Below are 17809 nucleotides of genomic sequence, written 5' to 3'. Positions count from 1 at the left end.
GTGCCTCGATGGCCAGAGGCGGGTCACGGGTCGGTGCCGCTGAACTGGGGCGCCGTCGGCTCCGATGCCGGCCGGCCAGCCGCCATTGCTTCTTAGTGGATAACGCGGCCGGTTGCCGCGGCGCGAAGGGAGATGGCGATGTCGTTCGTGACGACCGTGCCGGATGCGGTGCAGGCTGCAGCTCAGGACCTTGCCGGCGTCCGGGCCTCGCTGGCCGACGCGGCGGCGAACGCCGAACCCCTCACGGGGATAGCCGCGGCCGCTGAAGACGAGATATCGATTGCGATCGCTTCGCTGTTCGGCGGCGCGGGCCAGCAATTTCAAGCCCTCAACGCTCAGGCGCGGGCGTTCCACGCAGAGTTCGAAAGATTGTTGAGTGCCGGTGCGGCGGCATATGTCAGCGCCGAGGCCGCTAATGCGGGGGTTCTGGCCGGCGGCGCGCCCGCGGCGGCCGCGCCCGCGGCGGCCGTACAAACGTTCACCTTGTACGGCGGCATCGTCAACTTTCAGATCAGCCAGAGCGGGATCCTCGTCACCCTCGGCACGCCCGGGATCGTCGTGCCGGAAGTGAACATCAATCCGATAAGCCTTTCCGCATTCGATCTGCCCCGGTTGACCATTCCGTCGATAAACATTCCGGCCGGGACCACGCCCCCGAACGTGACGCTCAGTCCGTTCAGCTTGCCGCAGATCACGATACCGGCGATCGACATCCCGGCCGGGGCGACGCCGCCCGGCGTCACTGTCGGAGGCTTCAGCCTTCCGCAGATAACCACCCCGGCCATATCGGTGCCGTCGATCAACCTGCCGGCTGTCGATATTCCGCAGTTCCAGACACCGAGGATCGCGCTCAGCGACTGGAGCCTGCCCACCGTGACTATTCCGGGGTTCAACTTCCCCCGGATACAGCTTCCGGATATCAACATCACGGGTGGTAGTGGGGATGTGACGGTGCTCAGCCTGGAAACGAGCAACATCGTCGCACCCAATTACGACATCGTTCTCCACGGCTTCGATTTCGCGCCGAGTTTCGGCTTCAACACGCTGGGCTCGATCAGCACGATCAATTTCCCCGGTATCCAGATCGGCCAGTTCCAATTGCCGATCCTGACCATCGGGAATCCCAGCGGCTCGGGCGATTACCTGTTCCCGTCGATCGGCCTTTCGGGCTTCAGCATCTCGTCCATCACCATTCCGCCCATCGACGTCAGCGGTTTCACCCTGCCGCAAGTCAGCTGGCCCGGCTTCGCGACGGCGCCGCTGACCATCCCGCCGATTGCAGTAGGCGACTTCGCGCTGCCGCAGCTCAGCTGGCCCGCGTTTGCCACGCCGCCGCTGACCATCCCGCCCGTGGGAGTCGGCGCATTCGACCTGCCCCACATCCACATCCCGAACACCACAATCGAACCCATACAAATCGGGCAGTTCCGGATCCCTCCGGCGACCAGCTACGTCAGTGCGCTGCAATCCAATACGAACGCCCTGCTTGCGGAGTTGGCGTTCGTCGGTACCGCCCTCACGGGCGTGGGCACCATCTGACGAGCGCGGGGCTCAGCGGGATTTGTGCGCCGTCAGCAGGTAGGCCGGCAACTTCATCCGGCCCTTCTCGTCGCGTTCGTGCGGCGGAAACTCGAACGGCGCGTTCAAGACCGGTGGGATGTTGGCGTGGATATAGGCGGGCCGGATCTCGTCGATCTCCCAGTACTTGCTCACGGCCGCGCGAAGCTCGTCCTCGTCGACCTCGTTGGGCTTCGGCTCCATCTCGGCGGGGAAGGCGCCCTTGGCGAATACCAGCACGAAATAGCCGGCGCCCGGGGCCGCGGCTTGGTGCACCGAGTGGAGGTATCCGTCGCGGCCCTCCACCGGCAGCGAATGGAACAACGTGCTGTCGACGACGGTCGAAAAGCGCCCGTCATGTCCGGTGAAGGACGTGATGTCGGCCTGCACGAAGGTGGCCGTGCTCAGGCCCCGCTCGGCCGCGGCCTTGGTGGCCGCCGCGACGGCGGTCGACGTGATGTCGACGCCGACGACGGTGTGGCCGCGCTCGGCCAGCGCCAGCGACAGCTCGGCGAACCCGCAGCCGGCGTCGAGCACGTCGCTGCGGAACTTGCCGGCCTCGAGCAGCGCCGCCAACTCGGGCTGCGGCTCGCCGATGTTCCACGGCGGCGGGCCCCCGAACTCGCTCTCCTCGCGGTAGCCGCTGTCCCAGTCCATGATTTCGGACGACACGGATCCCCCCTCGCCGCTCTCGGCCCAGGTATGCACCGGTTCGTTGCTGTGCATGTGTTCGCAGTACCGCCGGAGCATCTCGGCCAGCGCCGCGGGCCGGCTCAGGCCGCCGGTTTCCAGCCTGCGCACCGTGGCCACCTGCCAGCTGGCCCCGTTGCGACCCGTCTTGGCGCGGCCCTCGATGACGCCGAGGAACCGGTCGCGCACCTCGGCGTCGACGCCCCAACGCCGCAGCCCCTCGTGGGCCAGCGGCAGCAACGTGTCGAGGACCAGCCGCCGCGCCGTCACCTCACCCACGCCGGGCCAGTGCAGCCGGGTGTCTAACCCGGTGCGCGCCGCTGCGAGGAAATTCTCCTGTGCGACACCGAAACCCATCCGGTTCCACAGCGGATCGTCCTGTTCGGACAGGCTGCGCAGCACGCCGTAGTAGAACGCCGAGTTGCCCAGCATGTCGACCACGGTCGGCCCGGCGGGCAACACCCGGTTTTCCAGCCGCAGGTGTGGGCGCCCGTCGACCACGTCGTACACCGGCCGGTTCCAGCGGTACACGGTGCCGTTGTGCAATCGCAGCTCGGCAAGCTGCGGCGTGCGCCCGGCCGCCAGCTCGGCCATCGGATCCTCGTCGGAAACCTCGGGCAACAGCGACGGGAAGTATTGGACGTTCTCCTGGAAAAGATCCAGGACGGAGTCGATCCATCGCTCGCCGAACCACACCCGTGGCCGCACGCCCTGCGCCTTGAGCTCCTCGGGCCGGGTATCGGTGGATTGGGCGAACACCTCGATGCGGGTTTCGGCCCACAGCCGGTGGCCAAAGAAGTAGGGCGAGTTGGCGGCCAGCGCCAGCTGCGGGCCCGCGAGCACCTGCGCCGCGTTCCAGTTGGCCGCGAAATCGGCGGGTGACAGCTGCAGATGCAATTGCATGCTGGTGCAAGCGGATTCGGGTGCGATCGAGGCGGCCTGCCAGCTCAGCGGCTCGGGGCCGTCGATGTTGATCGGGATGTCCTCGCCACGGGCGGAAAAGATCGAGTCGTTGAGGGCCGCATACCGCGTCGACTCGCTCATCCAGCCGTCGTCGAGGTGTTCGGGCATCAACGTCGGCAGGATGCCGATCATCACGATGTGGGACCCGCTGGACTTCGCCTTGGCCTCCGCGTCGTTCAGGCTGCCTCGCACGTCGGCCTCCAGGTCCAGCACGGTGTGGCCGGGCAACGGCCGCGGCGGCACGTTGAATTCGATGTTGTAGGCGCCCAATTCGGTCTGGTAGGCCGGGTCGGCGATGGCGTCGAGCACGTGCCGATTCGACATGGCCGGCTGATAGTCGGCATCGACGAGGTTGCACTCGATCTCCATGCCGGTGAGCTGGCGGTCGGATTCGAACCGGCACTGGGCGAGCATGGTTTCGAAGACGTCCAGACACAGGCGCACCTTGCGCCGGTACTCCGACCGATGTGCGCGGTCATACGCGGCGCGCTTGACCTCTTCGCCCACACCGCCGATGCAACAGGGTTACCGGCGGTAGCGCAAGGGGCGACGGGTTGACCTGCGCTGTCGCGCGGCCGGCGGGTGCACCATGATGGACCTGACATCGTCTCGGCTCACGCCGGAGGAGGGAAATTTTGACCGAGTCCGCCGAATTCGTAGCCGCCATCGACCAGGGCACCACCAGCACACGCTGCATGATCTTCGACCACGACGGCGCCGAAGTCGCCCGCCACCAACTCGAACACGAGCAGGTCCTGCCCCGCGCCGGCTGGGTCGAGCACGACCCGGTCGAAATCTGGGAGCGCACCTCCTCGGTGTTGATGTCGGTGCTGAACCGCGCCAAGCTGGGCCCCGAAAACCTTGTGGCGCTTGGGATTACCAATCAGCGCGAGACCACGATGGTGTGGAATCGGCGCACCGGACGGCCGTACTACAACGCGATCGTGTGGCAGGACACCCGCACCGATCGGATCGCGTCGGCGCTGGACCGCGACGGCCGCGGCGAGGTGATCCGGCGCAAGGCGGGCCTGCCGCCTGCCACTTACTTTTCCGGCGGCAAGCTGCAATGGATCCTGGAGAACGTCGACGGTGTGCGCGAGGCCGCCGAAAGCGGTGACGCCCTCTTCGGCACCGCCGACACCTGGGTGCTGTGGAACCTGACCGGGGGCCCGCGGGGCGGCGTGCACGTCACCGACGTCACCAACGCCAGCCGGACCATGCTGATGGACTTGGAGACGCTGGACTGGGACGACGAGCTGTTGTCGTTCTTCTCGATCCCGCGGGCGATGCTGCCCGCTATCGCGTCGTCGTCGCCGGTGCGGCCCTACGGTGTGACGGCCGAGGCCGGGCCGCTCGGCGGGGAAGTGCCCATCACCGGCATGCTCGGCGATCAGCATGCGGCGATGGTGGGCCAGGTGTGCCTGGCCGAGGGCGAGGCGAAAAACACTTACGGCACTGGCAATTTCCTGCTGCTCAACACCGGCGAGTCGATCGTGCGCTCCGACAACGGCTTGCTGACCACCGTGTGCTACCAGTTTGGGGACGCCAAACCCGTTTACGCCCTTGAGGGCTCGATCGCGGTCACCGGCTCGGCGGTGCAGTGGTTGCGCGACCAGCTGGGCATCATCAGCGGGGCCGCGCAAAGCGAGTCGCTGGCCCGGCAGGTCGCCGACAACGGCGGGATGTATTTCGTCCCCGCGTTTTCCGGGTTGTTCGCCCCCTACTGGCGGTCCGATGCCCGGGGCGCGATCGTGGGCCTGTCGCGGTTCAACACAAACGCCCACCTGGCCCGCGCGACGCTGGAGGCGATCTGCTACCAGAGCCGCGACGTGGTGGAGGCGATGGAGGCGGATTCCGGTGTGCGCCTTGAGGTGTTGAAGGTCGACGGCGGCATCACGCAAAACGAGCTGTGCATGCAGATCCAGGCCGACGTGCTGGGGGTGGACGTGGTGCGCCCGGTGGTCGCCGAGACGACCGCGCTGGGCGCCGCCTACGCCGCGGGCCTGTCGGCCGGGTTCTGGGCCGATCCATCCGAGCTGCGCACCAACTGGCAAGAGGACAAGCGCTGGACGCCGGCGTGGAGCGAGGACGAGCGCGCCGCCGGGTACGAGGGCTGGCGCAAGGCGGTGCAGCGGACCCTGGATTGGGTGGATGTCACTTAACCTCCCCAGGGACCACTCGGCCCCGTCCGCGAGCGTGCGTGTCTGTGCGGCGACACGCCGGTGCGGCCGTCATTGTGCGCACGCTCGCGGCGGGACCGGGATGGCTCAGTCCTCGCCGAGGATGCCGTAGATCTCGCGGCGGGCGTTGTTGAGGATCTCGACGATGCGCTGCTGCTGCTCGGCGGTGGCGGTGTGCGCGGATTGCGCTGCCGCGCCGAACAACTGGCCCATCGCCGCGCGCAGGTTGACGTGGCCCGGGTCGGCGCCCTCGGCGATCTCGTCCCACGGTGGCGTCTCGATCCTCTCGGCGGCCGCGCGACCCTCGTCGGTCAGCTCGAAAAGCTTTTTGCTGCCGTCGGATTCGCTCGCGGTGATCAGACCCTCGTCGTCCAGCAGCTGCAGCGTCGGGTAAACCGATCCGGGGCTGGGCCGCCAGATGCCGTTGCTGCGCTCGGCGATCTGCTGGATCATCTCGTAGCCGTGCATCGGCCGCTCGGCCAGCAGCGCGAGGATGGCCGCGCGCACGTCGCCGCGACGGCCGCGGCCACCGCCGCCACGGCGAAATCCGCCGCGCCAGCCGCCCGGGCCGAAGCCGAGGCCCGGCCCGAAGCCCGGCCCGAAGCCGGGGCCGAAGCCGGGCCCGAAGCCGGCGCCCCCGGCGTGATCGCGGAGGTGTTCGCGGAATTCCCGCCTGGCCTGCCGCTTGGCCTCGTGCAAGGCGCGCCGGTCCAGCGGCGCGGCGCCGAAGCCGAAGCCGAAGCCCGGGCCGCCGGCGAACGATCCTTCGGGGGGAGTGAATGGGGTGCTCATGTCGGTTCCTTACGTCGTACGCGGAGAGCGCGCCGGTCGCGCGCTTCGAAGCATCACGATATATCGCAAACTAACGTGATGCAACGCGATATTCATCCAGGAGCCGCGATCGGGTGTCGACCTGGTGAAAAGGGATCGAACGCCCGGTATCCCGTAGGCCCGCAGCGCAGTTTGCATCCGGTAAACGGCGGGTAGGACCTCAGGGATGAACGCGAACAACCACCTGACCGTCGGCAGCGGGGCGCAGAACGCGGCCGAACCGGGGCGGCGGGATGTCGGCCGCGGCCGCAACGCGCGGCCGTGGGTCAACTGGGCTCTGGCGCTGGCCACGGTGCCGGCCGCGGCGATCGTGATGCTCTTTGCCCTCGGTGCGGTGATGAGCACCGACGGCTGCACCGACCGAAGCTGCCCCAACCTGGGTGGCGGCGGGATCGACTTCGGGGTCGCGTTCTACGGCGCGCCCGTCGTGGCCTTCGTCGTCCTGGTCGTCTCGTTCTTCACTGCAAAGCGCCGCGGCGGCATCGCCGTTCCGCTGTGCGGCTGCGCGCTGTTGGTCGTCGACGTCGCCCTGATGGCCGCGGCGGTCTCCGGCTGAACGCGCCGATTCAGCCCGGCGGAAAAAAGCCGCCGGGCGCTTGCTGCTGCGGCCAGGCGACGGGCTGGCTCGGCTGCGGCTCGGGCCAGGGGGCCGCCTGCGGCTGGGGCCATGGCGTGGCCGCCTGCCAGCCCGGGGGCGGCGGGTGTCGCGGACCCGGCGGTGGCCAGCCCGCGGGGCCCGTCGGGCGCAGGCGCGCCAGTTCGCGACGGTGTCGTTCGGCCAGCACGGCGGCGAGCACCAGCTCCGGCGGCGCGCCGGGCGGGGGCGGCGGGGCGATGTGCGACACCACGTCGCCGGCGATCCGGTAGGCCATCTGTTGCCGCAACTGGGGCTCGAGTTGCGGTGCGCGGGAAAGGAATTGGCGCGCGACTTCGGCATGGCCCGCGTTGAGCCCCGACAGTTGCAGCGACGACGCCCACCACGCCAGCGACGGGGGCATCACCGGCGGGGGGCCCGTGCGGGGTCCGCGTTCGCTGACCACGACGGTGCCGGCGAAGATGTCGCCGATCCGCTTTCCCTTCGGCGATAGCATGCTGCAGATGACGGCGGGGCTGCCGGCGAGCATCCAGATCTCCACGACCGACGCCAGCGCGCGAAACAGCGCCTGCCGGAAGCGTTCCGGGCCACCGTCTTCGGACACCACCCGAAGGCCCATCACGATCTTGCCTACCGACCGGCCCCGCGTGGCGGTCTCGAAGGCCAGCGGATAGCCGACGAGCACGAGCACGGTGAAGACGAGCAAAATGGCGGTGCTCAGCGCGGTGTCGAACTGGGTGAGGGTGGCCGCCCACAACAGCAGGCCCAGGATGTAGCCGACGAAGATCACCGCGATGTCGATCAGCGCGCCCACCGCCCGGACCGGCAACTGGGCAATCTGCACGTCGAGCACCACGGCGTCCCCGGTCACCACCTCCGACATAACACCGAACGCTACAGGTGCGATTAGGCTCCGCAAGGTGGACGTCGACGCATTTGTGCTGACCCATCGCGGCACCTGGGACCGGCTCGACCAGTTGGTCAAGCGACGCCGGTCGCTGACGGGGGCCGAAGTCGACGAACTCGTCGAGCTCTATCAGCGGGTGTCCACCCACCTGTCGATGCTGCGGTCGGCGTCCTCCGATTCGGTGCTCACCGGGCGGTTGTCCAGCCTGGTCGCCCGCGCCCGTTCGGTGGTGACGGGCGCGCATGCGCCGCTGAGCGGCACCTTCGCCCGGTTTTGGACGGTGTCGTTTCCGGTGGTCGCCTACCGCACCTGGCGCTGGTGGTTGGGCACGGCGGTGGCGTTTTTCGCCGTGGTCGCGGCGATCGCGCTGTGGGTGGCTGGCAACCCGGAGGTGCAGTCGGCCATCGGAACGCCAAGTGACATCGACGAATTGGTCAACCACGACGTCGCGTCCTATTACAGCGAACATCCCGCCGCGGCATTCGCGCTGCAGGTGTGGGTGAACAACTCCTGGGTCTCGGCGCAGTGCATCGCGATGTCGGTTCTGCTGGGGCTGCCGATCCCGATCATCTTGTTCAACAACGCCGCCAACCTGGGATTGATCGCCGGGCTGATGTTCCAGGCCGGCAAGGGCGGCATCCTGCTCGGCCTGCTGGCGCCGCACGGGCTGCTGGAGCTGACGGCGGTATTCCTCGCCGGCGCAACGGGAATGCGGCTGGGATGGTCGGTGATATCGCCCGGTGACCGCCCGCGCGGGCAGGTGCTCGCCGAGCAGGGTCGCGGCGTCGTCGCGGTCGCCGTGGGGCTGGTGGGGGTGTTGCTGGTGTCCGGGCTCATCGAGGCGCTGGTGACGCCGTCGCCGCTGCCGACCTTCGTCCGGGTGGGCATCGGCGTCATCGCCGAGGCCGCGTTCCTGTGCTACATCGGGTACTTCGGCCGCCGCGCGGTGCAAGCCGGCGAGACCGGCGACGTCGAGGACGCGCCCGACGTGGTGCCTACCGGGTGAGCGTCCGCGCCGAAAACTAAAGCCGCCCAGTCGCTTTCATCGCCAGGTAGCGGTCGGCGAGCGCGGGCGCCAGCTCGGCGGGCGGGGCGTCGACGACCTCCACCCCGCCGCGGCGCAACCGCATGGCGATCGCGCGGCGGTCGTTGCGGGATCGCTCGGCGGCCGCCGCGTCGTACACCGCGGCGGCGTCCGAACGCCCGGCCGCCATCTCGTCCACCCGCGGGTCGGCGACCGCGGCGACCAGCATGTGATGTCTGGCCGACAGCTGCGGCAGCACGGGCAGCAGCCCCTCGTCGAGGGCGGTCGCGTTGAGGTCCGTGAGCAGCACCACCAGCGAGCGCCGCCGCGTCCGCCGCAAAACCGCGGCCACCATTGCGCGCCAGTCGGATTCGACAAGCGCCGGCTGCAGGGGCGCCATCGCCTCGACGAGCTGGGCGAGCAGCTCGGTGCGCGACGCGCCGAAGACGCCGACCCGGGTCACCCGGTCGTGGGCGAGGAAGTCGACGTGGTCGCCGGCCCGCGCGGCCAGCGCCGCCAGCAGCAGCGCGGCGTCCATCGCCCAATCCAGCCGGGGCCACCCGGCGGGGTCGGCGCCCCGGGCTGGAGAGGCCGGGTCGACGCCGACGCGGCCCGCCGCGGTGCGGCCGGTGTCGAGGACGATCACCACGCGCCGGTCGCGTTCGGGCCGCCAGGTGCGCACGACGACGTCGGCGCGGCGTGCGGTGGCCCGCCAGTCGATCGAGCGCACGTCGTCGCCGACGACATACTCACGCAGCGAATCGAATTCGGTGCCCTGCCCGCGGATCAGCGTGGGCAGCAGCCCGTCGATCTCGCGCAGCTTGGCCAGCCGCGACGGCAGGTGCTTGCGGGACAGGAACGGCGGCAGGACGCGCACCTGACCCGCCACCACCCGCGAGCCCTGCCGTCCGGCCAGGCCGAGCGGCCCGAGGGATCGGGCCGTGACCGCGGCCGCGCGCTGGTCCCCCCGGCGCACCGGCCGCAGCCGGGTCTGGACGTGGTGGGCCTGGCCGGCGGGAATGTCGACCGCGTGGGTGCGGGGCTCGGCGCGCGCGCTGGGCGGCCAGGCGTCGCGGATGAGGCCGCGGAACCGGCGGCGGCCGTCGTTGTGGATCAGCAAACCCACCTCGACCTGCTGGGCCAGCCGGGCCGAGGTGTCCGGCGTCCGGGTGTAGCGCAGTCCGCGGGTGCTGGCCGCCAGCGCGGCGTCGATCACCACCAGGATCGCCAGCGCCACCAGCAGAACCACGAAAGTCTTTGCCGGCCAAGGCGATGCCGCAATGGGCAGGACGCCGATCAGCGCCAGCAGCCCGGTGCGCCCGGTGAGGACCACTAGCGGGGCACCGGAACCGACGCCAGGATTCCGTCGAGCACGCCGTCGGGCGTGGCCCCTTCGAGCTCGGCCTCGGGGCGCAGCATCACCCGGTGCCGCAGCGTGGGCCGGGCCATGGCCTTGACGTCGTCGGGCGTGACGTAGTTGCGACCAGACAGCCAGGCCCAGGACCGGGCGGTGCCCAGCAACGCCGTCGCCCCGCGTGGCGAGACGCCCAGCTGCAGCGCGGGCGAGGACCGGGTGGCGCCGACGATGTCAACGATGTAGCCCAGCACCTCGTCGGCCACCAGCACTTGTTGCACCGCCTGACGGCCGGCGGCCAGCTCGGCGGGCCCGGCCACGGGGTTGATCGCGGACAGGTCGCGGGGGTCGAAGCCGTGGGCGTGGCGGCCCAGGATGGCGATCTCGGCGTCGCGGGACGGCAGCGTCACGTTGAGCTTGAGCAAAAAGCGGTCCAGCTGGGCTTCGGGCAGCTGGTAGGTGCCCTCGTATTCGATCGGGTTCTGGGTGGCGGCGACGATGAACGGGTCGGGCAGCGGCTTGGCCTCGCCCTCGACGCTGACCTGGCGCTCCTCCATCGCCTCGAGCAGCGCGGCCTGGGTCTTCGGCGGGGTGCGGTTGATCTCGTCGGCCAGCAGCAGGTTGGTGAACACCGGACCGGGCCGGAACGTGAACGCGGCGGTCCGCGTGTCGTAGACCAGCGATCCGGTGACGTCGCCCGGCATCAGGTCGGGGGTGAACTGCACCCGCTTGAACTCCAGCTGCAGCGCGGCCGCCAGCGACCGGACCAGCAGCGTCTTGGCCACCCCCGGCACGCCCTCCAGCAACACGTGGCCGCGGCACAGCAGCGCGATCACCAGGCCGCTGACGACGCCCTCCTGCCCGACGACGGCCTTGGCGAGCTCGGCCCGCAGCGCCAGCAGGGCGTCGCGCGCCGCCTCAGCGTGCAGGGGTTGGGCGGGAGCGGCCGGGCCGGAATGGGACTGCGTCACTTGTGCGTGACCTGCCTTTCGATTTCGTCGAGCACACGGGCAAGTTGTAGCAGGTCGTTGTCGGTGGCCGGGGGCGGGCCGAACAGCTGGTAGGAGACCAAGCCGGGGTCGGCCCCGGTGCGCTGCGCCACGGTGGCGACCACCGCCGGCGCCGGCGCGCCCGGGCCGAGGCCGAGCCGGGGCAGCAGCCGCTGCACGGTGGCGGTGCGCAGCGCCGCGGCGGCGCGATCGCGGGCGCGGCGCGATCGGTACAGCCGGCCGCGGCCCTCGACGGTCTCCGACGCGCGCACGACGACGGGCAATTCCTCGGCCACCAGGGGCCCGGGCCGGCGGCCCTTCCACAGGGCGACCAGCGCCACGACCAGGCACAGCTGCCAGACGATCCACGTCACGTTCTCCGGGATCAAGTCCGAAATCGATACCGGAGAGGACGTTTCGCCCTCGACGCGGTGGGGGGCATACCAGATCAGCCGGGGCCGGTCGCCCGCGAGGTTCATCGCCAGCGCCGCGTTGCCCGCCTGCAGCAGGCCGTCGTTGGTCATGAAGTCGGTGCTGCCGACGGCGGTGACGGTCCGGCCGCCGTCGCGGAACCGGATCAGCACGCCGTCGTAGCAGCTGGTCAGCGTCCGGCCATCCTGGGCGTGGTAGGCGCGGCTCGGCCCGAACCGAACCGACCCGGCGCGATTGGCCTCACGCAGAGTGCAATTCGGGTCGCTGTCGAACGCGGTGCCCGCCTTCGACGCGCGCACACCCGGCATCAGCGCCTCGCGGGTCCGCGCCGTCGGCTCCACCAGCAGGAGGTCCCCGGGGACCTTGGCCAGCCGGTCCAGCAGCGCGTCGTCGGTCAGGTACTGGGTCTGGGCAATCAAGATCAACGTGCCCGGGCGCGCCGCCCGTTCGACGTCGGCGACGCGGTCGGCCACCACCACCTCGACGCCGAAGTCGCGGAGCAGCGTCACCAGGGCATGGGCGCCGTCGGGTCCCGTGGATTCCGGGTCCATGCGGGCGCCGGGCCGCGGCGCGGTCAGATACGCGGTGACGCCGGCGATCACGGCCAGCACCACCAGCGTGAGCGCCACCGAGCGCCAGGGCCGCCGGCGCCGCGCGGCCGGAGGGGCCCCCGCCGTCGCCGTCACCGGACCTGCGCCCAGGACTCGACCGCGGCGGGATGCCCGGGTGGCGGCGCGAAGGCGGGGGGTCGCGACCGCAGGTGGTCGTCGAGGTCGACGATCATCTGGTAGGCGGCCCGGGTGCCGGGCCGCTCACCGTAGGTGACGTCGTTGAATGCCGTTGCGGCCCGGGACAATTCGTCTGCCAGGTGGGGCAGCGCCGCGGCGGCGTCGCGGGCCAGCTCGTTGGCGGTGCGGCCGGGGGCCGGTTCCACCACGCCGGTCTCCTCCAGCTGCCGGGCGACGGCGCGCAGCCGGTGCCTGATCGCCGCCACCCAGTCGCCTTGGGAGGCATAGCTTTCCGCGGTGGCGCGGTGCTGGGCCGCGGTGAGCTGTGCGGCTTCGAACAATAGGTAGTCGCCGGCGCGCCGGGTGCGTATGGTGCGCCGAATGACCCGAACGGCGACCGCGACCGCGATCGCCAGCAGGATCGCCAGCACCGTGACCGTAAGCCACCCGCCCGGAATCGAGGCGGTCTTTTCCAGCAACCGGTACACCAGCTCGTCGACCCATTCGGCGAATTGCCGGGCCGCCGAGCCCTTCGAATAGATCGGCTTGCCGAGTTCGGCCAGCGCGGCCTGGTGCGCGGCATCGCGGTCGACGTCGATGGAAGGCACTGTCGGTTTGTCCTCGCTCCCGGCGCTACCAGGGCCGGGTCAGCCACAGGTTGTCGGTGGACGCGACCGCGTAGGGGCCGCCGGCCGCGCCGCTCTGCAGGATTAGGTCGAACGCCTCGGCGCGCATGCGGCGGTCGGTGTAGAGCAGCACGATGACCCCGGCGTTGAACGGCGCCGTGATGATCTGGCCGATCGCCGACCCGACGGAAGCCAGCGCGGTACCCAGCAGCAGTCCCGCGGTGGAGGCGCTGCCGGCCGTCATGATCTGGCCGACGATGCTGAACGGCAGCGCGACGGCGCTGGCGATCACCGAGGCGACGATCAACGTCAGCGTGCGGATCCCGAGCACCCGCCAGAAGCCGTTGCGGACCAGGGCGAACGACCGCGTGATCGCGTCCATGACCGGCAGCCGCTCCAGCACGATGAGCACGGGCGCGAACAACACCACCGTGTACAGGTACACCAGCAGCGCGAAGACGGCGAGCACCAGCGGGAAGCCCAGCAGGATCGCCAGCGCCCCGTTGCCGATGGCCGCGAACAGCGCGATCACCACCGCCACCAGCCCGAAGAGCGCCGCCACCACGATCGCTTCCAGCAGCGCCAGTCCGAGCAGGGGGAGCAGCCGGCCACGAATCTTGGCCCACGTTTCGCCGATCGTGATCGGCGAGCCGAACACCGCCCGCCCGACGACGACGGTGAGCATGCCGGACAGCAGTATGCCACCCAGCCAGGTGACCAGCATCCCGGCGGCCAACGACCCGAGCCAAGCTGCGGCGATGCCCGGGCTCATCTCGTCGGACCGGCCGGTCGAGATACCGCGGAAGGCGGTCAGCGGGCCGATCGTCGCCAGCAGTGAGATGACCTGCATGACGACGACCACCATCGCCGTGAGCCCCAGCGTCGCCTTGGGATTGGCGCGGACGTAGCCGACGGCGCCGTTGAAGATGTCGCTCAGGGTCAGGGGCCGCAGCGGGATGATGCCGGGTTTGGCCGCCCCGGGCATGACGGGGGGCGGGCCGTAAGGTTGCGGGCCGTAGGGCGGGGGACCGTAACCCGGTGGGGGGCCGTAGCCCGGGGGCGGACCGTACGCCGGCGCCGCGCCGTAGTAGCCGGGCGGCGGCCCGCCGTAGCCCGGGGGCGGGCCGTAGTAGCCGGGTGGCGGGTATCCGGGCGTCGCGTACCCACCGGACGGAGGCACAACCGGGTAGCCGGGCGGCGGGACGCTCACCGCGCGCAGAAATCTTCTGCAAGGCCTCCAAAAAGACCCTCAGCGCCGTGCCGGTCGTGTGTCATGGGCTCCATCCTGTCGGCGGTCGGGGCATTTCTCAATCACGGCGGCGGTGCCGGCGCGTAGCGTCTGGGTGCATGGCGGAACTTAAATCCCGGCTCCGGGCGGACCTGACCCAGGCGATGAAGTCCCAGGATAAGTTGCGGACCGCGACCCTGCGCATGTTGCTGGCCGCGATCCAGACCGAGGAGGTCTCCGGCAAGCAGGCGCGGGAACTCTCGGACGACGAGGTCATCAAGGTGCTGGCCCGCGAATCGCGCAAGCGGGGCGAGTCCGCCGAGATCTACACGCAGAACGGTCGCGGCGAGCTCGCCGCCAACGAGCACGCCGAGGCGCGCATCATCGACGAGTACCTGCCCACGCCGCTCACCGAGGCCGAGCTGGCCGACGTCGCCGACACCGCCATCGCGCAGGTCGCCGAGGAGATCGGGGAACGGCCGGGCATGAAACAGATGGGCCTGGTGATGAAGGCGGCGACGGCCATCGCGGCCGGAAAGGCCGACGGCGCGCGGTTGTCCGCGGCGGTCAGGGAGCGGTTGTAGGGCGCCGAGGAATCCGAAAGACGTTGCGCGACAACGACATCAGAGGACCGTCCGGGTGCCGTCACCGCCGCGCCTGGTGACGCGGCGGGCGTCGAGTAGTTCCAGCAACGGCACCGCGACCCGCCGGGTGGTGCTCAGCGCGCGTTTGGCCTCGCTGACCGTGAAGGGCTGCGGCAGCGTCTTGAGCAGATCGGCCGCGCGATCCAGCGCGTCGGGCCCGAGCACGACGCCGTCGGCGATCCGGGTCAGCCGCCCGGCGCGCACCGCGGCGGCCAGCTCGCGGGCACCGAGCCCGAGCCCGGCCAGTTCGTCGGCCTCCGGCGCGCGAAACGGCTCGTCGACCAGCCACCGCTCCACGGTGCGCACCGCGCCGTCGATGCGGCCCGGCAGGCCCGCGCCGGGCGGGCGCACCACCCCGCCGGCCACGTCGAGGCCGGTGCCCTCGAGCAGCTTGGGCACCAGCTCCGCGGCGGGCAGCCCGACCCGCTGGCGCAGCGTCTCCAGCGGCATCCCCGCCGCGACGTCGTGATCGGCGGCCCAGCGCCGCACCGTCGCCGTGGCGCAGTCGCGCCGCGCCGCCCACCACTGCGGGTCGACCACCCAGTCGCCCACCCGCTGACCGGACGGCGCCAGGCCCATCGCGCGCAGCTCGTCGGCCCGCGCGCACTCGGGCGGGCGGGCGCGCCCGGTGGCGAGCTCCGCGGCACGCGCGCGCGCCGCACCGCGGCGGCGCAGCGCCGGCGGCCGCACGTCGAGCACCTCGAGGCCGGCCGCGATCCGGTGCTCGCCCGGATCGCGCAGCAACCCGATATCCCCGACGCGCAACGGCAGGGCCCGTCCCAGCCGCAGCCGCGCCGCGCCCGCGCCCAGCTCGCGGACCTGCACCGGCACCGCCGCCGACCCGATGTGCAGCACCAGCTGGCGGTGCAACTGGCCCGGCGAGCGCAGCGCGACGTCGATCTCCGTCGTGTCCCGCCACGCGCCCGGGGTCCGCACGGTGTCGCCGCGGCCGATGTGCTGGCGGTCCACCCCCCGCAAATTCAGCGCTACCCGCGCCACCGCCCCGACTTCCGTTTCGTCGCGCCCCAGCGACTGCAGGCCGCGGACCGCCACCCGCCGCCCGGCGTGTTCGAGTTCGTCGCCCACCCGGACGGTGCCGGCCGCCAGCGTCCCGGTCACGACGGTGCCCGCGCCCCGCACGGTGAAGGAGCGGTCCACCCAGAGCCGCACGTCGGCGTCGCGGTCGGGCACCGGCAGCCGGTCGGTCAGCGCCACCAGCTCCGCGCGCACCCGCTCTAGGTCGGTGCCCAGCGCGACGGGCGCACCGGCCAGGGAGGTGACGGCGAGCCGCTCGGAGGCCTGCGCGACGGCCGGACCGGGGTCGGCGAGGTCGGCCTTGGTGATCACCAGCAGGCCGTGGCGAACCCCGAGGGCGTCCAGCGCCGCGAGGTGCTCCTCGGACTGCGGCATCCAGCCCTCGGTGGCGGCCACGACGAACACGACGGCCGGAACCGCCCCCACGCCGGCCAGCATGTTGGTCACGAACCGCTCGTGGCCCGGCACGTCGACGAACGCGAGCCGGCGCCCGTCGATCTCGGTCCAGGCGAAGCCGAGGTCGATGGTCAGGCCGCGGCGCTGCTCCTCGGCCAGCCGGTCCGGCCACATGCCGGTGAGCCGGTGCAGCAGGGTCGACTTGCCGTGGTCGACGTGACCCGCGGTGGCTAGGACGAACACGCGCGCACCGCGGCCGCCAGCAGCTCGTCGTCCTCGGGGGCGACGGTGCGCAGGTCCAGCAGGCAGCGGCCGGCCTCGAGCCGGCCGACCACCGGCGGGCTGCCCGCGCGCAACGCGGCGGCATAGGACTCCGGCAGGCTCACCGCGACGCTGGGCAGCTCGACGCCGGGCGCCCCACCGCCGCCGACGGCCGCCACGCAGGCCACCGCGGCCGCGCCCGGCACTTGCGCCGCGAGCCGCTCGGCGCGCGCCCGCAGCCGCGCCGCGTCGGCCACCAGCGCCTGGGCCACCGGCGGCGGCGGACCGGTCAGCGTCGCCTCCAGCGCGGCCAGGGTCAGCTTGTCCACCCGCAGGGCGCGCGCCGCGGGGTGGCGGCGCAACCGTTCGATGAGCTCGGCGTCGCCGAACAGCAGCCCGGCCTGCGGGCCGCCGAGCAGCTTGTCGCCGCTCGCGGTCACCAGGTCCGCGCCGTCGCGCAGCGCCGACGAGGCATCGGGTTCGTCGGGCAGCACGGGATGCGGGGCCAGCAGCCCCGAACCGATGTCGACGACCAGCGGCACGCCGAGGTCCTTAAGCTCCGCCACGCCGACCGCCGACGTGAACCCGGTGACATGGAAATTCGACGGATGGACCTTCAGCACGAAACCGGTCTCGGGCCCGACCGCCTCGGCGTAGTCGCGCAGGCTGGTGCGGTTGGTGGTGCCGACCTCGCGCAGCCGCGCACCGGTGGAGGCGAGCAGCTCGGGGATGCGGAAGCCGTCGCCGATCTCGACGAGCTCGCCGCGGCTGAGCACGATCTCCTTGCCGGGGGCCAGCGCCAGGGCGGTCAGCAGCAGCGCGGCGGCGTTGTTGTTGACCACGTGCACCCCGCCCGCGGCGGGCACCGCGCGGGCCAGCGCGGCCAACGCGCCGCGGCCGCGGCGCGCGCGCCGGCCCGTCGCCAGGTCGAACTCGACGTCGGTGGTCCCGGCCGCGGCGACCACCGCGTCCAGCGCCGCCCGCGACAGCGGCGCCCGGCCCAGGTTGGTGTGCACCACCACACCGGTCGCGTTGATCACCGGCCGCAGGCTCGACGCGGTGGCCGGGAGCGCCGCGACGGCGTGCTCGGCGACGCGGTCCGGCTCGATCTCCCCGACGCGCGCCCGCTGCTGGGCCTCGGCGATCACCGACTTCACCAGCGCACGGCCCAGCACCCGCTCGGCCGCGGCCAGCCGGGGATCGGCCAGCAGCGCGTCGGTGCGGGGCACTTGTCGTCGGGCGTCGGTCATCTCAGGCCCCGAAGGTTTGGCGGAGGCGGACGGGAATCGAACCCGCCAGCGGCAGCGTCTGCCGTTCGACGGTTTTGAAGACCGCGCCGGTCACCAGACCGGACACGCCTCCTCGGACC

General features: G+C 71.4%; 15 protein-coding genes, 1 tRNA gene and 1 pseudogene. 5 read left to right on the top strand and 12 right to left on the bottom strand.

Features of this window, described 5'->3' with window-relative positions; genetic code table 11:
• Positions 1-138: 138 nt before the first annotated feature.
• Positions 139-1539, top strand: a complete 1401-nt coding sequence (locus AWC19_RS03555; protein WP_142280949.1) for a PE family protein — start codon at positions 139-141, stop codon at positions 1537-1539.
• Between the two features lie 12 nt (positions 1540-1551).
• Here the strand turns inward: AWC19_RS03555 and AWC19_RS29815 are convergent, their stop codons facing one another.
• Together AWC19_RS29815 and AWC19_RS03550 are read right to left on the bottom strand one after the other, a co-directional pair.
• Complete coding sequence (locus AWC19_RS29815; RefSeq protein ID WP_169718074.1) at positions 1552-2229, bottom strand: class I SAM-dependent methyltransferase; 678 nt, start codon at positions 2227-2229, stop codon at positions 1552-1554.
• A gap of 24 nt (positions 2230-2253) precedes the next feature.
• Positions 2254-3717, bottom strand: a pseudogene (locus tag AWC19_RS03550) (glutamate-cysteine ligase family protein); the annotation flags it as partial.
• A 128-nt stretch (positions 3718-3845) separates the two neighbouring features.
• Between AWC19_RS03550 and glpK the strand changes: the two are divergent.
• A complete protein-coding gene (gene glpK, locus AWC19_RS03545; RefSeq protein ID WP_085076708.1) occupies positions 3846-5372 on the top strand; it encodes a glycerol kinase GlpK in 1527 nt (508 codons plus the stop codon).
• Between the two features lie 105 nt (positions 5373-5477).
• Here glpK and AWC19_RS03540 read toward each other — a convergent pair whose 3' ends face one another.
• Complete coding sequence (locus tag AWC19_RS03540) at positions 5478-6182, bottom strand: PadR family transcriptional regulator (RefSeq protein WP_085076707.1); 705 nt, start codon at positions 6180-6182, stop codon at positions 5478-5480.
• Between the two features lie 205 nt (positions 6183-6387).
• Here AWC19_RS03540 and AWC19_RS03535 point away from each other — a divergent pair, with 205 nt between their 5' ends.
• Positions 6388-6777 (top strand): hypothetical protein, encoded by a 390-nt coding sequence (locus AWC19_RS03535; RefSeq protein ID WP_085076706.1) that lies wholly within the window; start codon positions 6388-6390, stop codon positions 6775-6777.
• Positions 6778-6787: 10 nt separating this feature from the next.
• Here AWC19_RS03535 and AWC19_RS03530 read toward each other — a convergent pair whose 3' ends face one another.
• A complete protein-coding gene (locus AWC19_RS03530; RefSeq protein WP_085076705.1) occupies positions 6788-7699 on the bottom strand; it encodes an RDD family protein in 912 nt (303 codons plus the stop codon).
• 37 nt (positions 7700-7736) lie between these two features.
• Here AWC19_RS03530 and AWC19_RS03525 point away from each other — a divergent pair, with 37 nt between their 5' ends.
• Positions 7737-8729 carry a stage II sporulation protein M gene (locus AWC19_RS03525; protein WP_085076704.1) on the top strand — a complete coding sequence of 331 codons (993 nt, stop codon included), beginning with the start codon at positions 7737-7739 and terminating at the stop codon, positions 8727-8729.
• 16 nt (positions 8730-8745) lie between these two features.
• On the opposite strand, the gene AWC19_RS03520 is transcribed toward AWC19_RS03525, so the two are convergent.
• From AWC19_RS03520 to AWC19_RS03500, 5 genes are read right to left on the bottom strand one after another with little or no spacing between them, the layout of a single operon-like run.
• A complete protein-coding gene (locus AWC19_RS03520; RefSeq protein WP_085076703.1) occupies positions 8746-10080 on the bottom strand; it encodes a DUF58 domain-containing protein in 1335 nt (444 codons plus the stop codon).
• A complete protein-coding gene (locus tag AWC19_RS03515; protein WP_085076702.1) occupies positions 10080-11072 on the bottom strand; it encodes an AAA family ATPase in 993 nt (330 codons plus the stop codon). The genes AWC19_RS03520 and AWC19_RS03515 overlap by 1 nt, the downstream gene beginning before the upstream one ends.
• Complete coding sequence (locus AWC19_RS03510; RefSeq protein WP_085076701.1) at positions 11069-12223, bottom strand: DUF4350 domain-containing protein; 1155 nt, start codon at positions 12221-12223, stop codon at positions 11069-11071. Before AWC19_RS03510 ends, AWC19_RS03515 begins: the two co-directional genes overlap by 4 nt.
• Positions 12205-12858 (bottom strand): DUF4129 domain-containing protein, encoded by a 654-nt coding sequence (locus AWC19_RS03505; protein ID WP_085076700.1) that lies wholly within the window; start codon positions 12856-12858, stop codon positions 12205-12207. The genes AWC19_RS03510 and AWC19_RS03505 overlap by 19 nt, the downstream gene beginning before the upstream one ends.
• 25 nt (positions 12859-12883) lie before the next feature.
• On the bottom strand, positions 12884-14086 hold the full coding sequence (locus AWC19_RS03500) for a DUF7847 domain-containing protein (protein ID WP_085076699.1): 1203 nt from the start codon (positions 14084-14086) through the stop codon (positions 12884-12886).
• A 137-nt stretch (positions 14087-14223) separates the two neighbouring features.
• Here AWC19_RS03500 and AWC19_RS03495 point away from each other — a divergent pair, with 137 nt between their 5' ends.
• Positions 14224-14688, top strand: coding sequence for a GatB/YqeY domain-containing protein (locus AWC19_RS03495; RefSeq protein ID WP_085076698.1), 465 nt, complete (start codon positions 14224-14226; stop codon positions 14686-14688).
• Between the two features lie 39 nt (positions 14689-14727).
• On the opposite strand, the gene AWC19_RS03490 is transcribed toward AWC19_RS03495, so the two are convergent.
• The 3 genes from AWC19_RS03490 to AWC19_RS03480 all read right to left on the bottom strand — a co-directional run bounded on the left by AWC19_RS03490 (position 14728) and on the right by AWC19_RS03480 (position 17802).
• Entirely contained in the window at positions 14728-16422 is a 1695-nt protein-coding gene (locus AWC19_RS03490; protein WP_085076697.1) for a selenocysteine-specific translation elongation factor, read from the bottom strand.
• Positions 16410-17690 carry an L-seryl-tRNA(Sec) selenium transferase gene (gene selA / locus AWC19_RS03485; RefSeq protein ID WP_085076696.1) on the bottom strand — a complete coding sequence of 427 codons (1281 nt, stop codon included), beginning with the start codon at positions 17688-17690 and terminating at the stop codon, positions 16410-16412. Before selA ends, AWC19_RS03490 begins: the two co-directional genes overlap by 13 nt.
• Before the next feature lie 17 nt (positions 17691-17707).
• Positions 17708-17802: transfer RNA gene (locus AWC19_RS03480), tRNA-Sec, on the bottom strand.
• Between the last annotated feature and the right edge of the window lie 7 nt (positions 17803-17809).

The sequence above is a fragment of the Mycobacterium palustre genome (assembly GCF_002101785.1).
Taxonomy (GTDB): domain Bacteria; phylum Actinomycetota; class Actinomycetes; order Mycobacteriales; family Mycobacteriaceae; genus Mycobacterium; species Mycobacterium palustre.
This window is presented reverse-complemented; position numbering and strand designations above follow the sequence as displayed.